Source organism: Streptomyces sp. NPDC056231 (assembly GCF_048270745.1).
In the GTDB taxonomy this organism is placed as follows: Bacteria; Actinomycetota; Actinomycetes; order Streptomycetales; family Streptomycetaceae; genus Streptomyces.
Genome location: NZ_JBLVKW010000004.1, coordinates 141556 through 163656, shown reverse-complemented (window position 1 = coordinate 163656; position 22101 = coordinate 141556). Strand labels below are relative to the sequence as shown.

Here is a 22101-nt window from a genome sequence, read left to right as displayed (position 1 = left end):
CACGGGAAGTACACGGGGTGGCGCCCGTGAAGCGCGGCATTCGGACCGTGTACGGTCCCCTTCGCCACCCAAGCCGACCGCTCCAGAGAGGTCCGCTCGGGTGTCGATTGAGTAACAGACCTTGATGTGAGGCAAAATCTCCGCCTCGGGTCGGGCACAAGTCCGGCCTCTCACGCGTTACGTGCGCTGAGACACCGCAGACACCCAGAGGGGGAGAGCGACACATGGCAACGGATTACGACACCCCACGCAAGACCGATGACGACGTCGACCAGGACAGCCTTGAGGAACTCAAGGCCCGTCGGAGCGACAAGACGGCGTCCGCCGTCGACGTCGACGAGTTCGACGCGGCAGAAGGACTGGAGCTCCCCGGAGCGGACCTGTCCAATGAGGAACTCGCCGTCAGGGTCCTGCCCAAGCAGGCCGACGAGTTCACCTGCATGAGCTGCTTCCTCGTGCACCACCGCAGCCAGCTGGCCCGCGAGAAGAACGGCCAGCCGATCTGCCGCGACTGCGACTAGGTCCGGTCGGACGTGGCAGGCGACACACCGTTCCGGAAGCGGCGCTTGCGACGCAAGGAGCCGTCGGAGGCGAATCAGGGCGGTACAGGCCCGGCAGAGGATGTAGCAGCCCTTGCCGAGCGGTCCGCCCTGCCACCCTCCGCAGGCGTTTCTGACGACGAGCGAGGCCGTTCGGCCTCGCTCGAAGCAGTGGAAGCCGCCATCGCCGCGGAAACGGGCCGAGCGATACCGGCAGCCGGCACGGCCGACGAGGCCGAGCAGACCGGCAGGACGGAGCCCGTGACCGGGGCAGGCCGTCTGCAAGCAGTCAAACGGGGTGTACGCAAGGGCGGGGAGAGCGCCAGGACGGCCGTCGGCTACATCGCCGACCGGATCATCGAGACCGCTCCCCGCGTCCCTGTGCGCGACCTCGCCACCCTGCGCAGGCAGTTCCCGGGCCTCGGCCCGGAGGAGCTCGCCGACAAGCTCGTCGCAGGCGCGAGCAAGGGCACTGCCACCGTCGGCGCCGGTATCGGCGCGGTGGCCATGCTGCCCGTACCGCCCGCCATGTTTACCGAGCTGGCCGCGGAGATCACCGGTGTGGCCGCGATCGAGATGAAGCTCGTGGCCGAACTGCACGAGGTCTACGGCCTGCGCCCGCCGGGCGGCCTCACCCAGCGCAGCACCGCGTACCTCACGTCGTGGACGGAGGAGCGCGGCATTGATGTCACCCATCCGGCGACGATCGATGCGGCGCTCGGCGGCCGGATGAAGCGGGAGCTGCGCCAGCAGGTCGTGAAGCGGATGATGCGCGATCTGCCGAACCTGATCCCGTTCCTGGCCGGCGCCGCCATCGGCGCGATCATGAACCGGCGCGACACGAAGAAGCTCGCCGACCGGGTCAGGAAAGACCTGCGCAAGGCCCAGGTCCCCTGGGACCGGCTCCCGGAGCTGCCGCCCCTGGAGCGGCCGCGGAAGCCGTACAAGGACCTCCCGAAGGGGACCGAGGGCTGACGGCCTTCCGCACGCCAGGGAGTGGGCTCCCGACGCCCTGCGGCTCCGCTGATTCACTCCCTGCCGCGGGGGAGGCCGCAAGGACCGCCCGGCGGCCCCCGGAGGCGCGAAACGGCTATGCGGCCCGTACCGCCGCGAGCGCCGCTACCAGCGCCTGCGGCTCGCGGGTCGACAGATAGACGTACGGAGTCGGGTCCTCCGGGTCGGTGACCTCCACCCGCACCGCCGTCTGGATGTAGCTGCGCTGCAGCATGAAGGCACGGGTGTCCGCCTTGTACGTGCGCCAGGCGCGCGCCTCTTCTCCCTCCAGCGCTTCCGCCTCGCCGAGTGCCGTCACCGGGATCCGGGCGTCACCCGCGACCAGGGCGCCCGCCACCACTCGGATCCGGGCGGAGCCGTACGAGCTGACCGTGAGCGAGGCCAGCGCGGTGCCGCCGACCAGGCCGGCCAGCAGCGGCAGGGTTCCCAGCGGCAGCAGCATCAGGGCGCAGGCGATCCCCATCAGGAAGGCAATGAACCACCACGAACGGGGTGCGGTCAGGCGTTCGTCGAAAGGCGGGGTGGAAGGCTGCATGAACCCTAGCTTGGCACGGCGCGACCTGCGGCTGGCCGCGCGGGTAAGGTCTGCGCCTGTGAGTGGAACATCTGCGGCTCTTCAGCCACCGGCCGACGCGGTGAAACCGGTCCGGCATCCCGACGCCCCGGTACCCGGTGAGCTCCTCGGCGCGCACTACGAACACTGTTTCGGCTGCGGTGAAGGACAACCTCACGGGCTGCACCTCCAGGCGCGGGCCGGCGAGGGTGTCAGCGTCACCGCCGATTTCACGGTGAAGGCCGCCCACCAGGGCGCCCCGGGCCTGGCGCACGGCGGCATCCTGACCACGGCGCTGGACGAGACGCTGGGCTCACTGAACTGGCTGCTGCGGGTGATCGCGGTGACCGGACGGCTGGAGACCGACTTCGTGCGCCCCGTGCCGGTCGACACCGTGCTGCACCTCGATGCCGAGGTCACCGCCGTCCACGGCCGGAAGATCTACTCCCGGGCGACCGGTCGGATCGGCGGCCCGGACGGGCCCGTCGCGGTCCGCGCCGAGGCCCTCTTCATCGAGGTCAAGGTCGACCACTTCATCGAGAACGGTCGCCCCGCCGAGATCCAGGCGGCGATGGCCGACCCGGACCAGGTGAGGCGCGCCCGTGCCTTCGAGGTGAATCCCTGATGCGCCGTCCTGTCGACGTACTGCTCCGCCGGGTCGATCCGGAGGTGCCGATTCCGGCGTACGGACACCCGGGCGACGCCGGGGTCGATCTGGTGACCACCGAGGCCGCCGAGCTCGCCCCGGGCGAACGCGCGATGCTGCCCACCGGCGTGTCGATCGCGCTGCCCGACGGGTACGCCGCGTTCGTGCATCCGCGGTCCGGCCTCGCGGCCCGTTGCGGAGTTGCCCTTGTCAATGCCCCGGGGACGGTTGATGCCGGGTACCGTGGAGAGATCAAGGTCATCGTCATCAATCTCGACCCGCGCGAGACCGTGCGGTTCGAGAGGTTCGACCGGATTGCCCAACTGGTCGTCCAGCAGGTCGAGAAGGTGCGCTTCCACGAGGTGTCGGAACTGCCCGGCTCGGCGAGGGGCGAGGGCGGCTTCGGTTCCACCGGAGGGCATGCCACGGGTGATGTTGACGGCGTCAGGGGCGGGATCACCCAGGGCGGGAACAGCTACGCTTCGGTCGTACCCGACCGGGAAGGACAGTGACGTGTTCGGACGTCGCAAGAAGAGTGGTTCCGCCGAGGACGTGGCGGACGAAGCGCGCGAGGCCGAGCAGGTCGTCGACGAGCTGGACGACACCGACGCCGCCGAGAGCGGAGCGCGCCGGGTGAATCTGCCGCCGGCGCCGCGGCCGGACGGGCCGTGGGACGTCGACGAGGTCTCCCAGCCCGGCGAGGGCCGGGTCGACCTGGGCGGCATCTTCGTGCCCGGGGTCGACGGAATGGAGCTGCGCGTCGAGGTCGCCGGTGACGCGATCGTCGCCGCCACCGTCGTGCTGCGCGACAGCGCGATCCAGCTGCAGGCCTTCGCCGCCCCCAAGAAGGAGGGCATCTGGGGCGAGGTCCGCGAGGAGATCGCCACCGGCATCACCCAGCAGGGCGGGATCATCGACGAGGTCGAGGGACCGCTGGGCTGGGAGCTGCGGGCACAGGTCCCCGTGCAGCTTCCGGACGGGACGAACGGCGTGCAGCTGGTGCGCTTCGTCGGCGTCGACGGGCCGCGCTGGTTCCTGCGCGGAGTGATCTCCGGCCAGGGCGCCGTGCAGCCGCAGGCCGCCGGGCTGCTGGAGACGATCTTCCGGGACACCGTGGTCGTCCGTGGCGAGGGCCCGATGGCCCCGCGCGACCCGATCGTCCTCAAGCTCCCCAGCGACGCCCAGATGGTGCCCGACGGTGTGCAGCAGGAGGACCAGGAGAGCTCGAAGTTCTCCGGTGGCATGGGCCAGCTCCAGCGCGGGCCCGAGATCACCGAGGTGCGCTGAACCGCCTCCCGGGGCGTGTGACAGCTTCGGCCGGTGGGCCGTACTTCCCTTCGAGGGAGGTGCGGCCCACCGGCTTTTGCATGCCTGCGGAGCACACTCACCGGCGCGTGTATGGGGTGCGTATGGGGCACGTATGGGCGCCGTCAAGGGCGCGCCCTTCGCCGTAAGGAAGCCATCAACGCAGGCCGCGGGGGCTTCGGGCGGGGGTTTGCTCATGAGGTCCGAGAATTCGAACCTCATCTAGGAGCACACGGTGGCCGATCTGGCCTTCGTCGTCACCACGATCGCGGTCTTCGCGCTGGTGGCTCTCGTCGCCAAGGGGGTGGCGAAGCTGTGACTGCCGAGAACATCGTCGGCCTGATCGTGGCCGCCGCCCTGCTGGGCTATCTCGTCCTCGCCCTTCTGTACCCGGAGAGGTTCTGAGCCCGATATGAGCCCCGTCCTCGCTGGTGTGCTCCAGCTGCTCGCGCTCGTCGTGGCGCTGGGCCTGGCCTACCGTCCGCTCGGCGACTACATGGCCGGCGTCTACTCCTCGACGAAGCACCTCCGGGTCGAGAAGTGGATCTACAAGGTCATCGGCGCCGACCCCGACACGGAGATGCGCTGGCCCGCCTATCTCCGCGGCGTCCTCGCGTTCTCCGCGGTGAGCGTCCTTTTCCTGTACCTGCTGCAGCGGCTCCAGGGCAGTCTGCCCGGCTCGCTCGGCTTCTCCTCGATCGATCCCGATCAGGCGTTCAACACGGCGGCCTCCTTCGTTACGAACACCAACTGGCAGTCGTACTACGGCGAGCAGGCCATGGGCCATGTCATCCAGACCGGCGGCCTCGCGGTGCAGAACTTCGTCTCGGCCTCCGTCGGCATCGCCGTCGCGGTGGCGCTCGTACGGGGCTTCGCCCGCTCCCGCACCGGTGAGCTCGGCAACTTCTGGTCCGACCTGGTGCGCGGCACGATACGGATCCTGCTGCCGATCGCCGTGATCGCCGCGCTCGTGCTCGTGGCGTGCGGCGCCATCCAGAACTTCGCCGGAATCCACGGGGTCGGCCAGTTCATGGGCGGCTCGCAGCAGTGGAACGGCGGTGCGGTCGCCTCGCAGGAGGCCATCAAGGAGCTGGGCACCAACGGCGGCGGTTACTTCAACGCCAATGCGGCGCACCCCTTCGAGAACCCCAACGGGCTCTCCAACCTCCTTGAGATCTTCCTGATCCTGGTCATCCCGTTCTCGCTGACCCGCACCTTCGGACGGATGGTCGGCTCGCTGAAGCAGGGCTACGCGATCCTCGCGGCGATGGGCATCATCTGGCTCGGCTTCACCGCGCTGATGATGTGGACCGAGTTTGCCCACCACGGACCCGCGTTCGACATCGCGGGCGGGGCGATGGAGGGCAAGGAGACCCGCTTCGGGGTCGGCGGATCGTCGATCTTCGCCGTGGCCACGACGCTCACCTCGACCGGAGCGGTGAACTCCTTCCACTCCTCGTTCACCGGCCTCGGCGGCGGCATCACCATGCTCGGCATGCAGCTCGGCGAGATCGCCCCCGGCGGTACCGGCTCCGGCCTCTACGGCATGCTGATCATGGCGATCATCGCGGTGTTCATCGCGGGCCTGATGGTCGGCCGCACGCCCGAGTACCTCGGCAAGAAGATCGGCACCCGCGAGATCAAGCTCGCGGCCTGCTACATCCTCATCACCCCGGCACTGGTGCTCTGCTTCACCGCGGCGGCGATGGCCCTGCCCACTCCGGTCCACTCGATGACCAACTCAGGTGCGCACGGCTTCTCCGAGATCCTCTATGCCTACACCTCCGGCGCCAACAACAACGGTTCGGCATTCGCCGGGCTCAACGCGGACACCCAGTGGTTCAACACCACGATCGGGCTCGCGATGCTGCTGGGCCGGTTCCTGCCCATGGTCTTCGTCCTGGCCCTGGCCGGCTCGCTCGCCGAGCAGCGGCCCGTACCGGCGACCGTCGGCACGCTCGGCACCCACAAGCCGCTCTTCAGCGGACTGCTGGTCGGCACGATCATGATCGTCGCCGGTCTGACCTACTTTCCGGCCCTGGCGCTGGGGCCGCTGGCCGAAGGGCTGGCGTCATGACCACCACACCTACTCAACGCGACGAATCGATGCATGAGGACGCGATGTCCACTGTCACCAAGGACCTGGCACCGCACCAGGACCCGACCACCGGTCACCGGACCGAGGGACGCGTCGGCGCGGGGCTGTTCGACCCCAAGCAGCTGCTCAAGTCCTTCCCCGACGCCGTCCGGAAGCTCGATCCGCGGGTGATGGTCAAGTCGCCGGTGATGTTCGTGGTCCTGGTCGGTTCGATGCTCACCACCGTCCTCGCCGCCCTGGACCCGACCGACTGGTTCGGCTGGACGATCGCCGCGTGGCTCTGGCTCACCACGATCTTCGCCAACCTGGCGGAGGCGGTCGCCGAGGGCCGCGGCAAGGCGCAGGCCGACACGCTGCGCAAGGCCAAGACCGACACGGTCGCGCGCCGGCTCGTCGGGAAGAACGAGGAGCGCGTACCCGGCACCGGTCTGCGCATCGGTGACCTGGTGGTCTGCGAGGCCGGTGACATCGTCCCCGGCGACGGTGACGTCGTCGAGGGCGTCGCCAGCGTCGACGAGTCCGCCATCACGGGGGAGTCGGCACCGGTCATCCGGGAGTCGGGCGGCGATCGCTCGGCCGTCACCGGTGGTACGAAGGTGCTCTCCGACCGCATCGTCATCAAGATCACCACCAAGCCCGGTGAGACCTTCATCGACCGGATGATCAACCTGGTCGAGGGCGCGGCCCGGCAGAAGACGCCCAACGAGATCGCGCTGAACATCCTGCTCGCGTCCCTCACCATCGTCTTCCTGCTGGCCGTCGTCACCCTGCAGCCGTTCGCCGTCTACGCGGGCCGGCGCCAGTCGTTGATCGTGCTGACCGCGCTGCTGGTCTGCCTCATCCCCACCACCATCGGCGCGCTGCTCTCCGCGATCGGCATTGCCGGCATGGACCGCCTCGTCCAGCGCAATGTCCTCGCCATGTCCGGACGCGCCGTCGAAGCCGCCGGCGACGTGTCGACCCTGCTGCTCGACAAGACCGGCACCATCACGCTCGGCAACCGGCAGGCCGCCGAGTTCGTCCCGGTCACGGGCGTGACGGAGGCCGAACTGGCGGACGCCGCCCAGCTCTCCTCGCTGGCCGACGAGACACCCGAGGGCCGCTCCGTCGTCGTCCTGGCCAAGGAGAAGTACGGGCTGCGCGAGCGCCACCAGGGTGAGCTCGTCGGGGCCGAGTGGGTCGGTTTCACCGCACAGACCCGGATGTCCGGTGTGGACGTCGAGGGGCGCAGGATCCGCAAGGGTGCGACCGGCTCGGTCGCCGCCTGGGCCGAGGAACAGGGCGGCACCGTCTCGCCGGACGCCCGCACGCTCACCGACCGGATCTCCCAGGCGGGCGGTACACCGCTGCTGGTCGCCGTCGACGACGAGCGGGGTGCCCGGATCCTCGGGGTCATCCACCTCAAGGACGTCGTCAAGGAAGGGATGCGGGAGCGGTTCGACGAGCTGCGCCGGATGGGTATCCGTACGGTGATGATCACCGGCGACAACCCGCTGACCGCGAAGGCGATCGCCGAGGAGGCGGGGGTCGACGACTTCCTCGCCGAGGCCACGCCCGAGGACAAGATGGCCCTCATCAAGCGTGAGCAGGCCGGCGGCAAGCTCGTCGCGATGACCGGTGACGGCACGAACGACGCGCCGGCGCTCGCCCAGGCCGATGTCGGCGTGGCCATGAACACCGGTACCTCGGCCGCCAAGGAGGCCGGGAACATGGTGGACCTGGACTCCAACCCGACGAAACTCATCGAGATCGTCGAGATCGGCAAGCAGTTGCTGATCACCCGCGGTGCGCTGACCACCTTCTCGATCGCCAACGACGTCGCGAAGTACTTCGCGATCATCCCGGCGATGTTCGCGGTGGTCTACCCGGGCCTGGACAAGCTGAACATCATGCACCTGTCCTCGCCGGAGTCCGCGATCCTGTCCGCCGTCGTCTTCAACGCACTGATCATCATCGCGCTGGTGCCGCTCGCCCTGAAGGGGGTGCGCTACCGGCCGAGCAGCGCCGACTCGATGCTCCGGCGGAACCTCGGGATCTACGGACTCGGCGGCCTGATCGCCCCGTTCATCGGCATCAAGATCATCGACCTGATCCTCTCCCTCATTCCCGGAATCGGCTGATCGCGTCATGACCTCCATGAACAACTCCGCGGGAAACACCGTTCGGCTGCTCTGGGCCGGGCTGCGCGCCCTGCTCGTCCTCACGATCGTCTGCGGCGTGATCTACCCGCTCGCCGTCACCGGCGTCGCCCAGGGCCTCTTCCCGGGCAGGGCGAACGGCTCCGAGATCACGGCGAACGGCAAGGTCGTCGGCTCCGAACTGATCGGTCAGCGCTACGACCTGCCGCTGAAGAAGGGCCAGGAGACCCCGGCCCCGGACCTCAAGTGGTTCCAGCCGCGCCCGTCCAACGGCCTCGGCACCAACAGCGTCAACACGCAGTACAAGCTGATCCTGTCCGGCGCGACCAACCGGTCCGGTGACAACAAGGATCTGATCGACTGGGTCACGGACGCCAAGGCCGCCGTCGTCAAGGACAACTCCGTACCCGGGCACCCGGTCAAGCCCTCGGACGTGCCGGCCGACGCCGTCACCTCCTCCGGGTCCGGTCTCGACCCGGACATCTCCCCGGCGTACGCGCAGCTCCAGGTGCGCCGCGTCGCCGAGCGGAACCACCTTGGCGTCGACCAGGTCGAGAAACTCGTGAAGCAGCACACCGACGGCCGGATCCTCGGCTTCGTGGGCGAGCCGCGAGTCAACGTCCTTCAGCTCAACATCGCGCTCAAGGAACTGGTGAACGGGGGCTGATCCCTTCGTCGGCGGATGTGCCGGGTCGCCGTGGCCGTACTGTAGGGGCCACTGCGGCCCGGCACCGTACCCGCCCGGGGGCCAAGACCTGTCCCGTAGGCCATTGCCCAGCCGTGTGCCTCGTGCACATACTGGCGGCCGACGGGACCGACCACGCATGGGGGAGCGCATGACCGACAGCACGAGCGGAACGAGCACCGGCGGACAGGGCGGCACGGCCGTCGCCGAGGACCCGGCCCGCGGGCCGATGGTCCGCATCGAGGACCTGCACCGCTCGTACGGAACCGGCGCGGGCGCCGTCCACGCGCTGCGCGGGGTCTCCTTCGAGGTGCCGCGTGGCGAGCTCGTCGCACTCAAGGGGCGCTCCGGCTCCGGCAAGACAACCCTGCTGAACCTGGTCGGCGGCCTCGACAGCCCCGACCGCGGCCGGATCACCGTCGACGGCACGGATCTCTCCGAGCTCGGCGAGAACGGGCTGCTGGAGCTGCGCCGGGACCGGATCGGCTTCATCTTTCAGTCGTTCGGTCTGATCCCGATCCTGACTGCCGCGGAGAACGTCGGCGTACCGATGCGGCTGCGCAATGCGGATCCGCGCGAGCGGGAGGACCGGGTGGCCCTGCTGCTCTCCCTGGTCGGGCTCGGCGACCACGGTGCGCAGCGGCCCGGAGAACTCTCGGGCGGCCAGCAGCAGCGAGTCGCCATCGCCCGCGCGCTCGCCAACCGGCCCGCACTGCTGATCGCGGACGAACCGACGGGCCAGCTCGACGCGGAGACGGGGCTCGCCGTGATGGAGCTGTTGCGCGCGGTGGTACGGAGCGAGGGGGTGACCGCGCTGGTGGCGACGCACGATGCGCAGCTGCTGGGGCTGGCGGACCGGGTGCTGGAGCTGAGCGACGGGCACATCGCCGAGTACGCGTAAGGGCCAGGGCGTGTTTCGAAAGCCCCGTCTGCCGGGCGACGCTACTTTCGAACCACGCCCTGGACGGGTGCCCGGGTTCGTCCCGGGCACCTTTTGCTGCTCACTTTCGGGATATGCGCAATCCGCCCGGTCCGACGCATCAGAATTCTGTCAATTCGGCCTTCTGCCCGCCCCTGAGCCTCATGCGCCGTAAAACTTCGGGGTAACTTCGAGAACGGCTGCCGCACCGGCCGCAGCCGTTCTGAAAGACAATGGGGCCATGGCACGCGGCAAGCTTCGGATCTACCTGGGTGCGGCACCGGGTGTCGGCAAGACGTACGCGATGCTCTCCGAGGCCCATCGCAGGGTGGAGCGGGGCACCGACTGTGTCGTGGCATTCGTGGAGCACCACGACCGGCCGCGCACCGAGGTCATGCTGCACGGCCTGGAACAGATCCGGCGCCGCGAGATCGAGTACCGGTCCGCCGTCTTCACCGAGATGGACGTCGACGCGGTCCTGGAACGTGCCCCGGCCGTCGCCCTGGTGGACGAGCTGGCCCACACCAATGTGCCGGGCTCCCGCAACGCCAAGCGCTGGCAGGATGTCGAGGAACTCCTCCAGGCCGGCATCGACGTCATCTCCACCGTCAACATCCAGCACCTGGAGTCGCTCGGCGACGTCGTCGAGTCGATAACGGGCGTACGGCAGCGCGAGACCGTCCCCGACGAGGTCGTCCGCCGCGCCGACCAGCTCGAACTGGTCGACATGTCGCCCCAGGCGCTGCGCCGGCGGATGGCCCACGGCAACATCTACAAGCCGGACCGGATCGACGCGTCCCTGTCCAACTACTTCCGCCCGGGCAACCTCACCGCCCTGCGCGAGCTCGCCCTCCTCTGGGTCGCCGACCGGGTCGACGAGTACCTCCAGGCGTACCGCGGCGAACACAACATCCGCTCCACCTGGCAGGCCCGCGAACGCATCGTCGTCGGACTCACCGGTGGCCCCGAGGGCCGTACGCTCATCCGCCGCGCAGCCCGTATGGCCGCCAAGGGCTCCGGCAGCGAGATCCTCGCCGTCTACATCGCCCGCAGCGACGGACTGACCTCCGCGTCGCCCAAGGAACTCACCGTCCAGCGCACCCTCGTCGAGGACCTCGGCGGTACGTTCCACCACGTCATCGGCGACGACATACCCTCGGCGCTCCTCGAATTCGCCCGCGGTGTCAACGCCACCCAGATCGTGCTCGGCTCCAGCCGCCGCAAGGCCTGGCAGTACATCTACGGGCCCGGCGTCGGAGCCACCGTCGCCCGCGAGTCCGGCCCCGACCTCGATGTCCACATCGTCACGCACGAAGAGGTCGCCAAGGGCCGCGGACTGCCGATCGCCCGCGGGGCCCGGCTGGGCCGGGCCCGGATCGTCTGGGGCTGGCTGGTCGGGGTCGGCGGCCCGGCCCTCCTCACGGTGCTGCTGACCGGCATGCAGAACGGCCCGGGGCTCGCCAACGACGTCCTGCTCTTCCTCTTTCTGACCGTCGCTGCAGCCCTGATCGGCGGGCTGCAGCCGGCCCTCGCCTCGGCAGCCGTCGGCTCTCTGCTGCTGAACTACTGGTTCACCCCACCGACCCACACCCTGACGGTCCAGGATCCGAGGAACTTCGTCGCCATCGTGATCTTCTTCGCGGTCGCGGTGGCGGTGGCCTCCGTCGTCGATCTGGCGGCCCGCCGTACCCATCAGGCGGCCCGGCTGCGCGCCGAGTCCGAGATCCTCTCGTTCCTCGCGGGCAGCGTCCTGCGTGGCGAGACGACGCTGGACGCCCTGCTGGAGCGGGTCCGTGAGACCTTCGCGATGGAGTCCGTCGCGCTGCTGGAGCGGAAGAGCGACGTCGACCCGTGGACCTGTGCGGGCAGCGTCGGCCCCGGGCCGGTCGCCCGCCCCGAGGACGCCGATGTGGACATGCCGGTCGGCGACCACATGGCGCTCGCGCTGTCCGGCCGGGTGCTGCCTGCCGAGGACCGTCGCGTGCTCGGTGCGTTCGCCGCCCAGGCCGCCGTCGTGCTCGACCGGCAGCGACTGGTCGGGGAGGCGGAGGAGGCCCGCCGGCTCGCCGAGGGCAACCGGATACGGACCGCGCTGCTGGCCGCCGTCAGCCATGACCTGCGGACCCCGCTGGCCGCCATCAAGGCCGCCGTCAGTTCCCTGCGCTCCGACGACGTCGCCTGGTCCGACGAGGACCAGGCGGAGCTCCTGGAAGGCATCGAGGCCGGCGCCGACCGCCTGGACCACCTGGTGGGCAACCTCCTCGACATGTCCCGGCTGCAGACCGGCACCGTCACCCCGCTGATCCGCGAGATCGACCTCGACGAGGTGGTCCCGATGGCGCTCGGAGGCGTACCGGAGGACAGCGTCGACCTGGACATCCCGGAGTCGCTGCCGATGGTCGCCGTCGACCCGGGGCTGCTGGAACGGGCCGTCGCCAACATCGTCGAGAACGCCGTCAAGTACAGCCCCGACGGGGAACGCGTCACGGTGGCCGCCAGCGCGCTGGGCTCCCGGGTCGAGCTACGGGTGGCCGACCGCGGGCCCGGCGTCCCCGACGAGGGCAAGGAGCGGATCTTCGAGCCGTTCCAGCGTTACGGCGACGCCCCGCGCGGCGCCGGGGTCGGCCTCGGACTCGCCGTCGCCCGCGGCTTCGTGGAGTCCATGGGCGGCACCCTCGGGGCTGAGGACACCCCCGGCGGTGGCATGACCATGGTCCTGACGCTCCAAGCGGTGTCGGGATACGTTCCGGCCGGCCCCGACCTGCCGGCGCAGGTCGCCTCATGATCCTCGTAACGCCTCAGTCAGCAGTTCTGTACAGCAGAAAGGCAGGTCCCCGATGACCCGGGTGCTTGTGGTCGACGACGAGCCGCAGATCGTACGCGCCCTCGTGATCAACCTGAAGGCGCGCAAGTACGAGGTGGACGCCGCGCCCGACGGTGCGACCGCCCTGCAGCTCGCCGCCGCGCGCCACCCCGACGTCGTCATCCTCGACCTCGGGCTGCCGGACATGGACGGTGTCGAGGTGATCAAGGGGCTGCGCGGCTGGACCCGGGTACCGATCCTGGTGCTCTCCGCCCGTCACACCTCCGACGAGAAGGTCGAGGCGCTGGACGCCGGGGCCGACGACTACGTCACCAAGCCGTTCGGCATGGACGAGCTGCTGGCCCGACTGCGTGCCTCGGTACGGCGGGCCGAGCCGGTCGGCCAGGACAGCGCCGACGACGTCGTGATGGTCGAGACCGAAGGGTTCACCGTGGATCTGGCGGCCAAGAAGGTCCACCGCGAGGGACGCGACGTGCGGCTCACCCCGACCGAGTGGCATCTGCTGGAGGTCCTGGTCCGCAACGGTGGCCGGCTGGTGAGCCAGAAGCAGCTGCTGCAGGAGGTGTGGGGGCCCTCGTACGGCACCGAGACCAACTATCTGCGGGTCTACATGGCACAGCTCCGGCGCAAGCTGGAGGCGGATCCCTCGCACCCCCGGCACTTCGTCACCGAGCCGGGCATGGGCTACCGCTTCGAACGCGGCTGACGCCCGAGCGCACCGGACCGACGGCGGCCGGCGCGCCGCGGGCGTCAAGAACGAGCCTTGCTGGGTATGCCGTTCGAGTGAAAGAACGGATAACCGCCCGGACCGCCGTGGCCCGGTACCCTTCGGGTATGAGTGCTGTTCCACGTCCCGAGAAGGCGGAGAGGCCGTCCGGCCGCTTCCGCCGGATGCTCGACCGGCTGTCCAGCTCCCAGCAGGACCTGGAGTCGGAGGAGCTGCAGGAGGACTCGCAGGCATCGGGTTGCACGCGGATCTCCGACTGCACCGACCGCCAGATCGTCAAGGTGACTGGTACGTTGCGGACCGTCACCCTGCGGCCGCGCGCCGGAGTGCCCGCCCTGGAGGCGGAGCTCTTCGACGGCACCGCACCGCTCGACGTGGTCTGGCTGGGCCGGCGCTCCATCGTGGGCATTGAGCCGGGCCGCAAGCTCATCGCCTCGGGCCGGATCGCCATGAGTCACGGGCGCCGGGTGCTGTTCAACCCCAAATACGAACTCCGACCGCTCGGCAAGGAGTAGCCGGTGACGTCTCTCGACAAGCCGACGTCCGACACGGACCGCACCAACCCGACCGCCCAGCAGGAGGCCGACGCCAAGGCGGTCACCGAAGCAGCCCTCTTCGAGGCATTCGGCGGCCTCCGAGGGATGGTGGAGACAGTCCTACCCGGGCTGCTCTTCGTCACGGTCTTCACCGTCAACAAGGACCTGCACACCTCGGCCATCGCGGCGCTGGCCGTGTCCCTGCTCCTCGTCGCCGTACGGCTGATCCGCAGGGACACCGTCAAGCACGCCTTCAGCGGGGTCTTCGGCGTGGCCTTCGGTGTGGTCTTCGCGATGATGACGGGCAATGCCAAGGACTTCTACCTGCCCGGGATGCTCTACACGCTGGGTCTGGCCGTTGCCTACCTCGTCACGACCCTCGCAGGGGTGCCGCTGATCGGGCTGATGCTGGGCCCGGTCTTCAAGGAGAACCTCTCCTGGCGTACCAGGAACCCCGGCCGCAAGAAGGCGTACGCCAAGGCCAGCTGGGCCTGGGGGCTGATCCTGCTCGCCAAGTGCGCGATCCTCTTCCCGCTCTACTGGTGGGCCGACACCGCGCAGCTCGGCTGGGTCCTGGTCGCCCTCAAGATCCCGCCGTTCCTGCTCGCGGTGTATCTGACGTGGGTCTTCCTCGCGAAGGCGCCGCCGCCGATCGACGTCTTCGCCGAGATGGAGGCGGAGGAACAGGCCGAGAAGGCCCGCAAGGCGGAAGCCGCCGCGGCCGTCCGTCACCACGAGGTCTGACCGGTCCGCGACAGCCGAAGGGGCCCGGAACCGCTGCATACGGTTCCGGGCCCCTTCGGCGTACAGGAATACGGGACGGCGCCGTCAGCCGCCGCTGATCTCGCGACGCACCGAGAGGAGGTCCTCCAGCTGCTCCTCGCGCGCCTGAGCGGCCACGAACAGCAGCTCGTCACCGGCCTCCAGCGTCTCCTCGGAACTCGGCGTCAGCACCCGCGTACCGCGGATGATGGTGACCAGCGAGGTGTCCTCCGGCCACGCCACATCGCCGACCTGGGTGCCGGCCAGCGCCGACTCCGGGGGCAGCGTCAGTTCGACCAGGTTGGCGTCGCCGTGGCTGAAGCGCAGCAGCCGGACCAGATCGCCGACGCTCACCGCTTCCTCGACCAGCGCGGACATCAGACGCGGCGTGGAGACCGCGACATCGACGCCCCACGACTCGTTGAACAACCACTCGTTCTTCGGGTTGTTGACCCGGGCGACGACCCGCGGCACGCCGTACTCCGTCTTGGCGAGCAGCGAGACGACCAGGTTCACCTTGTCGTCGCCGGTCGCGGCGATCACGACATTGCACCGTTGGAGCGCCGCCTCGTCCAGCGAGGTGATCTCGCAGGCGTCCGCGAGCAGCCACTCGGCCATCGGCACCCGCTCCACCGAGATGGCGGTCGGCGCCTTGTCCACGAGCAGCACCTCGTGGCCGTTCTCCAGCAGCTCGCCCGCGATGGAACGGCCCACCGCGCCGGCCCCGGCAATCGCGACACGCATCAGTGACCGCCCTCCTCAGGACCCTCGGCGAAGGCCGCCTCGACCTTCGCGACCTCGTCCGTTCGCATCATCACGTGGACCAGGTCGCCCTCCTGCAGCACCGTCTGCGACGAAGGCAGTATGGCTTCGCCCAGTCGGGTGAGGAACGCCACGCGGACGCCCGTCTCCTCCTGCAGGGTGCTGATCTTGTGCCCGATCCACGACGGCGTGGTGTGCACCTCGGCGAGCTGGACACCACCGCTCGGGTCCCGCCACAGCGGCTCGGCGCCCGACGGCAACAGCCGCCGCAGCATCTGGTCCGCGGTCCAGCGCACGGTGGCGACCGTGGGGATGCCGAGGCGCTGGTAGACCTCGGCGCGCCGCGGGTCGTAGATCCGCGCCGCGACGTTCTCGATGCCGAACATCTCGCGGGCCACCCGGGCGGCGATGATGTTCGAGTTGTCGCCGCTGCTCACCGCGGCGAACGCACCGGCTTCCTCGATTCCCGCCTCACGGAGGGTGTCCTGGTCGAAACCGACGCCGGTGACCCGCCGTCCGCCGAATCCGGACCCGAGGCGTCGGAACGCCGTGGGGTCCCGGTCGATCACGGCGACGGTGTGCCCCTGCTGCTCCAGGGTCTGCGCGAGAGCGGCTCCTACTCGCCCGCAGCCCATGATGACGATGTGCACCTTGCGCCTACCTCGCAGTCCTGGTCGTCCGGCTGACCTGCGAAAACACCCTGCTCACACTCTTTCTTCAGCTTGCCGGGCAAACAACGGGGCAACGTTTTCCGGCGTTGCCCGGGATGAGCTTATGCGGCCATGGACGCGTTGCCTCATTCGAGTGTGCTTTCACGGTGGCGGTGCCTGCAAAGGGGTGGTAAAGCGAAACGCCGGGGCAGGCGCCCACCACCGGCGTTGTGCCCAGCACAGGACATCGGGCCCCGGGGCCGAACTCTTGAGTCTCGCCATCACAGACATCTAACATGTCAGTTCATGGAGACTCTCCGGCCCGTCCAACGGACTCTGCTGCGGGACACCGCGTACGGGGCCATCCGCGACGCCATCGTCCGTGGCGAGATCCCACCCGGCGCGTCCGTGCGCGACGCCGACCTCGCCGAACGGCTCGGACTCTCCCGCGCCCCGGTCCGCGACGCCCTGTCCCGGCTCACCGGCGAAGGCCTCGTCGAGAGCAAGCCGCAGAGCTACACACGGGTGACCCGGCTCGTCCCGCGCGACGTACGCGACGCTGCCGCCGTCGTCCGCGCCATGCAGGAGCTTGCCGCCCGCACCGCCGTACCCCTGCTCACCGAGGCGGACATCACCGCGATGCGCGCGGCGAACGACCGCTTCCGGGCGGCGGCGCGGGGCGGTGACGTCGCGGGCGCGCTGCGCGCCGACGACGAGCTGCACGACGTCCTCGTCACCGCCTGCGGCAACCGCGCCGTCGCCGCCACCGTCGAGCGTTACACACCGCTGATCCGGCGCCTGGAATGGCGGCAGTTCGGCACGCAGAGCGCTGCGCACGGCTCGGCCGGACTGCACGACCGGCTGATCGAGGCGTGCGCGGCGCGCGATGCGGAGGCCGCCGCCCGGATCACCGCGGAGATCTGGCGCGCCCTCGAAGAACTGGCCGACGAACCCGCCGGCGACGAACCCGCCGACGGGACACCGGCCGGCGCACCCTGACCGGCTGACCGCAGGAACAGCAGAAGCCCGCCGAACCCGCCACCCCATGACGTCAGGAGTCCCATGACGACCTCCGCCTCCTCCTCCCTCTCCTCTTACGCCCGCTATCCGCTCCTCTTCGGTCCCTCGCCCGTGCACCGCCTCGACCGCCTCACTGCTCACCTCGGCGGCGCCGCGGTCTGGGCCAAACGCGAGGACTGCAACTCCGGCATCGCGTACGGCGGCAACAAGACCCGCAAGCTCGAATACCTCGTCGCCGACGCCCTGGCGAAGGGCTGCGACACGCTCGTCTCGATCGGCGGCGTCCAGTCCAACCACACCCGTCAGGTGGCGGCGGTCGCGGCCCGGGCGGGCCTGAAGTGCGTGCTCATCCAGGAGAGTTGGGTGGAGTGGCCCGACGCCGTCTACGACAAGGTCGGCAACATCCTGATCAGCCGTCTCGCGGGCGCCGATGTCCGCCTGGTGCGCGCCGGGTTCGGCATCGGCGTCAAGGAGAGCTGGGAGCAGGCGCTGCACCAGGTCGAGGAGGGCGGGGGACGTCCGTACGCCATCCCGGCCGGTGCCTCCGACCATCCGCTCGGCGGACTCGGCTTCGCGGGCTGGGCGTACGAGGTGGCCGAGCAGGAACGCGAGCTGGGCGTCTTCTTCGACACCGTCGTCGTCTGCTCGGTGACCGGTTCCACCCAGGCCGGCATGGTCGCGGGCTTCGCCGCCATCGAGGAGGCGGGCGGCCGTCCCCGCCGCGTCCTGGGCGTCGATGCCTCCGCCGAGCCCGCCCGTACCCGCGACCAGATCGCCAGGATCGCCGCCGCCACCGCGCGGCTCATCGGTGTGGGGCGGGAACTCACCGTCGACGACATCGAACTGGACGAGCGGTACCACGCAGGGACGTACGGCATCCCCGACGACGCCACCCTCGACGCCATGCGGCTGGCCGCCCGTACCGAGGGCATGATCACCGACCCCGTCTACGAGGGAAAGTCGATGGCCGCCACCGTCGACCTCGTGGCGCGCGGCGAGATCGACCGGAACGCCACCGTCCTCTACACCCATCTCGGTGGCCAACCGGCACTGAACGGTTACAGCGCGCTGTTCTCGTAGGCGGCGAGTGCAAGGATTCCGTTAAGGATTCCGTGGCGTTCTCGGCTATGTGCAGGAGATTGCAGGGCCACGGGGGTGGTGCGTCAGCGGCCTCCATACGGAACGCTTACGATCCTCTGCGTGTCCAAACTGACCGACCTGCCCAAACGGATCCTGATTGGCCGGGCGCTGCGCAGCGACAAGCTGGGGGAGACGCTCCTCCCCAAGCGCATCGCCCTCCCCGTCTTCGCATCCGACCCGCTGTCCTCGGTGGCGTACGCACCAGGAGAAGTTCTCCTGGTGCTGTCCGTCGCGGGCGTGTCGGCGTACAACTTCAGCCCGTGGATCGCCCTCGCTGTCGTGGTCCTGATGTTCACGGTCGTCGCCTCGTACCGGCAGAACGTGCACGCCTACCCGAGCGGTGGTGGCGACTACGAGGTCGCTACCACCAACCTCGGGCCCAAGGCCGGTCTGACCGTCGCCAGCGCCCTGCTGGTCGACTACGTCCTGACGGTCGCCGTGTCGATCGCCTCCGGTGTGGAGAACCTCGGCTCCGCGATCCCGTTCGTCGTCGAGCACAAGACGCTCTGCGCGATCGGGGCCATCGTGCTGCTGACGCTGATGAACCTGCGGGGCGTCAAGGAGTCCGGCAAGCTCTTCGCCATTCCCACCTATCTCTTCGTGGCCGGCGTCTTCATCATGATCGCCTGGGGTGCGTTCCGCGGTCTTGCCCTCGGTGACACCATGCACGCCCCGACCTCGAACTTCGAGATCAGGCCCGAGCGCGAGGGGCTGGCCGGCTTCGCCCTCGTCTTCCTGCTGCTGCGGGCGTTCTCCTCCGGCTGTGCGGCGCTGACCGGCGTCGAGGCGATCAGCAACGGTGTCCCCGCCTTCCGCAAGCCGAAGAGCAAGAACGCCGCGACCACCCTCGCGATGATGGGGCTGCTGGCCGTCACGATGTTCTGCGGCATCATCGGCCTGGCCATGGCCACCGATGTGAAGATGGCCGAGAACCCGGCGACGGACCTGATCCACAACGGCGTGCCCGTCGGTCCGGGCTTCGTCCAGGACCCGGTGATCTCCCAGGTCGCCGCCGCCGTCTTCGGCGACGGTTCGTTCCTCTTCGTCGTCCTCGCCGCGGCCACCGCCCTCGTGCTCTTCCTGGCCGCCAACACCGCGTACAACGGCTTCCCGCTGCTCGGCTCGATCCTTGCCCAGGACCGGTACCTGCCGCGCCAACTCCACACCCGCGGTGACCGGCTCGCCTTCTCCAACGGCATCGTGCTGCTGGCCGGTGCGGCCATCCTGCTCACCTGGGTCTACGGAGCCGACTCCACCCGGCTGATCCAGCTCTACATCGTCGGTGTGTTCGTCTCCTTCACCCTCAGCCAGACCGGCATGGTGCGGCACTGGAACCGCCATCTGAGCACCGAGAAGGACCCGGCCAAGCGCCGCCACATGATCCGCTCCCGGGCGATCAACACCTTCGGCGCCTTCTTCACGGGCCTGGTGCTCGTCGTCGTCCTCGCCACGAAGTTCACCCACGGCGCCTGGGTGGCGCTGCTCGGCATGGTGATCTTCTACGGGACGATGACCGCGATCCGCAGGCACTACGACCGCGTCGCCGAGGAGATCTCCGCCGAGGAGGTCCCGTCCGACGACACCATGAAGCCCTCCCGGGTCCACTCCATCGTCCTGGTCTCCAAGCTGCACCGGCCCACGCTGCGCGCGCTCGCGTACGCCAAGCTGATCCGCTCCCACCAGCTCGAGGCGCTCTCCATCAGCGTCGACCCGGCCGAGACGAAGGCGCTCAAGGAGGACTGGGAGCGGCGCGGCATCAACATCCCGCTGAAGATCCTCGACTCCCCGTACCGCGAGGTGACCCGCCCGGTCATCGACTACGTGAAGAGCCTCCGCCGGGAGAGCCCGCGTGATGTGGTCAGCGTCTACATCCCGGAGTACGTGGTCGGCCACTGGTACGAGCATCTGCTGCACAACCAGAGCGCCCTGCGCCTCAAGGGGCGGCTGCTGTTCACCCCCGGTGTCATGGTGACGTCCGTCCCGTACCAGCTGGAATCCTCCGAGGCCGCGAAGAAGCGCGCCAGGAAGCGCGCGGACTGGAACGCTCCTGGTTCGGTGCGCCGGGGCCCCGTGGAACGAAGGAACAAGGAGACCAGCAAGAGCTGACCCTCCCCGCCCGCCGTTTGGTAAGCGGCCGGACGCCACCCGCGTAGACTCGTGGGTTGTTGTCCGGCCGTTTTTCCTTTGATCTCTGGAGCCATCCCGTCATGCAGAACGAATCCACCTCGTCGCCGGCCGAGGACTCGCAGACCGGGGACTCGCTGATCGGCGAGGAGTACGAGGTCGAGGTGGGCCCCGTCGCCCACGGCGGCCACTGCATCGCCCGTACCGCGGAGGGCCAGGTCCTCTTCGTGCGGCACACCCTCCCCGGCGAGAAGGTCGTCGCCCGGGTCACCGACGGCACGAAGGACTCCCGCTTCCTGCGGGCCGACGCCGTCACCATCATCGAACCGTCCAAGGACCGCGTCGAGGCCCCCTGCCCGTACGCCGGCCCCGGCAAGTGCGGCGGCTGCGACTGGCAGCACGCCAAGCCGGGCGCCCAGCGGCGGCTCAAGGGCGAGGTCATCGCCGAACAGCTCCAGCGCCTCGCGGGCCTCACCCCCGAAGAGGCGGGCTGGGACGGCACCGTCATGCCGGCCGAGGGCGACAAGCTCCCGGCGGGCGAGGTGCCGGCCTGGCGCACCCGCGTCCAGTACGCCATCGACGAGAACGGCCGGGCCGGCCTGCGCAAGCACCGCTCGCACGACGTCGAACCGATCGAGCACTGCATGATCGCGGCGCCCGGAGTCTCCGAACTCGGCATCGAGAAGCGCGACTGGACCGGCATGGCCTCGGTGGAAGCCATCACCGCCACCGGCTCCAACGACCGCCAGGTCATCCTCGCCCCGAAGCCCGGCGCCCGGCTGCCGCTCGTCGAGCTCGACAAGCCGGTCTCGGTCCTGCGCGTCGACGAGCGCGACGGCGGCATCCACCGGGTCCACGGCCGCGGCTTCGTCCGCGAACGCGCCGACGACCGCACGTACCGCGTCGGCTCCGGCGGCTTCTGGCAGGTCCACCCGCAGGCCGCCAACACGCTGGTCCGCGCGGTCATGCAGGGCCTGCTGCCCCGCAAGAACGACATGGCCCTCGACCTCTACTGCGGCGTCGGCCTGTTCGCCGGAGCCCTCGGCCAGCGCATCGGCGAGAAGGGCGCGGTGCTCGGCATCGAGTCCGGCAAGCGCGCCGTCGAGGATGCCCGGCACAACCTGAAGGACCTGGAGCGGGTCCGCATCGAGCACGGCAAGGTCGAGCAGGTTCTGCCGCGTACCGGCATCACCGAGTGCGACCTGATCGTCCTCGACCCGCCGCGCGCGGGCGCGGGCAAGCAGACGGTGAAGCACCTGACCGGCCTCGGCGCCCGCCGCATCGCCTACGTCGCCTGCGACCCGGCGGCACTCGCCCGCGACCTGGCGTACTTCCGGGAGGGCGGCTACAAGGTGCGGACGCTGCGGGCGTTCGATCTGTTCCCGATGACGCATCATGTGGAGTGCGTGGCGATTCTCGAACCGCTCACAAGGGGCGTCTGACCTGCTGTTCTTCTGACTCTTCCGGTCAGAGGCGGGTCGCGTCGACCAGTTTCTGGAGGTGCGGAAGGTGGCGCGGGTCGCGATCCTTGCGAACGCCGCTCCTCGGCGCCGCCCGTACTCCGCGGCGCGGCATACGGCCCGACGTGGCCCGGGGCCGCCCACTCCTCCAGAACCTGCTGGCCTACCCCGTCCTGCACGTCCTGTGCCGCCCGCCGTA

21 protein-coding genes are annotated in these 22101 nt (G+C 69.6%); 18 read left to right on the top strand and 3 right to left on the bottom strand.

From position 1 onward, the window contains the following. The first annotated feature begins 224 nt into the window (after positions 1-224). A complete protein-coding gene (locus ACNPQM_RS05930) occupies positions 225-521 on the top strand; it encodes a DUF4193 domain-containing protein (protein WP_003965732.1) in 297 nt (98 codons plus the stop codon). 12 nt (positions 522-533) lie between these two features. Beyond that, the gene (locus ACNPQM_RS05925; protein ID WP_418083151.1) at positions 534-1514 is read left to right on the top strand and encodes a hypothetical protein; all 981 of its coding nucleotides are present in this window, start codon (positions 534-536) and stop codon (positions 1512-1514) included. Between the two features lie 115 nt (positions 1515-1629). Here ACNPQM_RS05925 and ACNPQM_RS05920 read toward each other — a convergent pair whose 3' ends face one another. Then, positions 1630-2088 (bottom strand): DUF3093 domain-containing protein, encoded by a 459-nt coding sequence (locus ACNPQM_RS05920; RefSeq protein WP_358860387.1) that lies wholly within the window; start codon positions 2086-2088, stop codon positions 1630-1632. Positions 2089-2146: 58 nt separating this feature from the next. Between ACNPQM_RS05920 and ACNPQM_RS05915 the strand changes: the two genes are divergently transcribed. The 12 genes from ACNPQM_RS05915 (at position 2147) to ACNPQM_RS05860 (ending at position 14728) form a co-directional block, all read left to right on the top strand. Then, complete coding sequence (locus ACNPQM_RS05915) at positions 2147-2731, top strand: PaaI family thioesterase (protein WP_358860386.1); 585 nt, start codon at positions 2147-2149, stop codon at positions 2729-2731. Continuing rightward, positions 2731-3264: a dUTP diphosphatase gene (gene dut, locus ACNPQM_RS05910; RefSeq protein WP_358860385.1), complete on the top strand. Its 534-nt coding sequence runs from the start codon at positions 2731-2733 to the stop codon at positions 3262-3264. The genes ACNPQM_RS05915 and dut overlap by 1 nt, the downstream gene beginning before the upstream one ends. Before the next feature lies 1 nt (position 3265). Further along, positions 3266-4039 carry a DUF3710 domain-containing protein gene (locus tag ACNPQM_RS05905; RefSeq protein WP_358860384.1) on the top strand — a complete coding sequence of 258 codons (774 nt, stop codon included), beginning with the start codon at positions 3266-3268 and terminating at the stop codon, positions 4037-4039. 333 nt (positions 4040-4372) lie between these two features. Then, complete coding sequence (kdpF, locus tag ACNPQM_RS05900; RefSeq protein ID WP_358860383.1) at positions 4373-4462, top strand: K(+)-transporting ATPase subunit F; 90 nt, start codon at positions 4373-4375, stop codon at positions 4460-4462. A gap of 7 nt (positions 4463-4469) precedes the next feature. Then, positions 4470-6134, top strand: coding sequence for a potassium-transporting ATPase subunit KdpA (gene kdpA / locus ACNPQM_RS05895; RefSeq protein ID WP_358860382.1), 1665 nt, complete (start codon positions 4470-4472; stop codon positions 6132-6134). Beyond that, positions 6131-8275, top strand: coding sequence for a potassium-transporting ATPase subunit KdpB (gene kdpB, locus ACNPQM_RS05890; protein WP_418083150.1), 2145 nt, complete (start codon positions 6131-6133; stop codon positions 8273-8275). The genes kdpA and kdpB overlap by 4 nt, the downstream gene beginning before the upstream one ends. A 16-nt stretch (positions 8276-8291) precedes the next feature. Next, positions 8292-8960: a potassium-transporting ATPase subunit C gene (locus ACNPQM_RS05885; RefSeq protein ID WP_358860405.1), complete on the top strand. Its 669-nt coding sequence runs from the start codon at positions 8292-8294 to the stop codon at positions 8958-8960. Positions 8961-9129: 169 nt separating this feature from the next. Further along, positions 9130-9879, top strand: coding sequence for an ABC transporter ATP-binding protein (locus tag ACNPQM_RS05880; RefSeq protein WP_418083149.1), 750 nt, complete (start codon positions 9130-9132; stop codon positions 9877-9879). Between the two features lie 259 nt (positions 9880-10138). After that, positions 10139-12682, top strand: a complete 2544-nt coding sequence (locus ACNPQM_RS05875) for an ATP-binding protein (RefSeq protein ID WP_418083148.1) — start codon at positions 10139-10141, stop codon at positions 12680-12682. Positions 12683-12734: 52 nt separating this feature from the next. Further along, positions 12735-13427 (top strand): response regulator, encoded by a 693-nt coding sequence (locus tag ACNPQM_RS05870; RefSeq protein ID WP_358860379.1) that lies wholly within the window; start codon positions 12735-12737, stop codon positions 13425-13427. A 128-nt stretch (positions 13428-13555) separates the two neighbouring features. Further along, on the top strand, positions 13556-13963 hold the full coding sequence (locus ACNPQM_RS05865; RefSeq protein ID WP_345514291.1) for an OB-fold nucleic acid binding domain-containing protein: 408 nt from the start codon (positions 13556-13558) through the stop codon (positions 13961-13963). A 3-nt stretch (positions 13964-13966) separates the two neighbouring features. After that, positions 13967-14728, top strand: a complete 762-nt coding sequence (locus ACNPQM_RS05860; protein WP_358860378.1) for a DUF3159 domain-containing protein — start codon at positions 13967-13969, stop codon at positions 14726-14728. 84 nt (positions 14729-14812) lie between these two features. Here ACNPQM_RS05860 and ACNPQM_RS05855 read toward each other — a convergent pair whose 3' ends face one another. Together ACNPQM_RS05855 and ACNPQM_RS05850 are read right to left on the bottom strand one after the other, a co-directional pair. Continuing rightward, on the bottom strand, positions 14813-15490 hold the full coding sequence (locus ACNPQM_RS05855) for a potassium channel family protein (protein ID WP_037701202.1): 678 nt from the start codon (positions 15488-15490) through the stop codon (positions 14813-14815). Continuing rightward, the gene (locus ACNPQM_RS05850) at positions 15490-16158 is read right to left on the bottom strand and encodes a potassium channel family protein (RefSeq protein WP_358860377.1); all 669 of its coding nucleotides are present in this window, start codon (positions 16156-16158) and stop codon (positions 15490-15492) included. Before ACNPQM_RS05850 ends, ACNPQM_RS05855 begins: the two co-directional genes overlap by 1 nt. Positions 16159-16464: 306 nt before the next feature. Between ACNPQM_RS05850 and ACNPQM_RS05845 the strand changes: the two genes are divergently transcribed. The 4 genes from ACNPQM_RS05845 to ACNPQM_RS05830 all read left to right on the top strand — a co-directional run bounded on the left by ACNPQM_RS05845 (position 16465) and on the right by ACNPQM_RS05830 (position 21884). Continuing rightward, the gene (locus tag ACNPQM_RS05845; protein ID WP_418083147.1) at positions 16465-17157 is read left to right on the top strand and encodes a GntR family transcriptional regulator; all 693 of its coding nucleotides are present in this window, start codon (positions 16465-16467) and stop codon (positions 17155-17157) included. A 63-nt stretch (positions 17158-17220) separates the two neighbouring features. Beyond that, positions 17221-18258 carry a 1-aminocyclopropane-1-carboxylate deaminase gene (locus ACNPQM_RS05840; protein ID WP_418083146.1) on the top strand — a complete coding sequence of 346 codons (1038 nt, stop codon included), beginning with the start codon at positions 17221-17223 and terminating at the stop codon, positions 18256-18258. 120 nt (positions 18259-18378) lie between these two features. Further along, positions 18379-20424, top strand: a complete 2046-nt coding sequence (locus ACNPQM_RS05835; RefSeq protein WP_418083145.1) for an APC family permease — start codon at positions 18379-18381, stop codon at positions 20422-20424. Between the two features lie 101 nt (positions 20425-20525). After that, positions 20526-21884, top strand: a complete 1359-nt coding sequence (locus ACNPQM_RS05830; protein ID WP_418083144.1) for a class I SAM-dependent RNA methyltransferase — start codon at positions 20526-20528, stop codon at positions 21882-21884. Positions 21885-22101 lie beyond the last annotated feature (217 nt).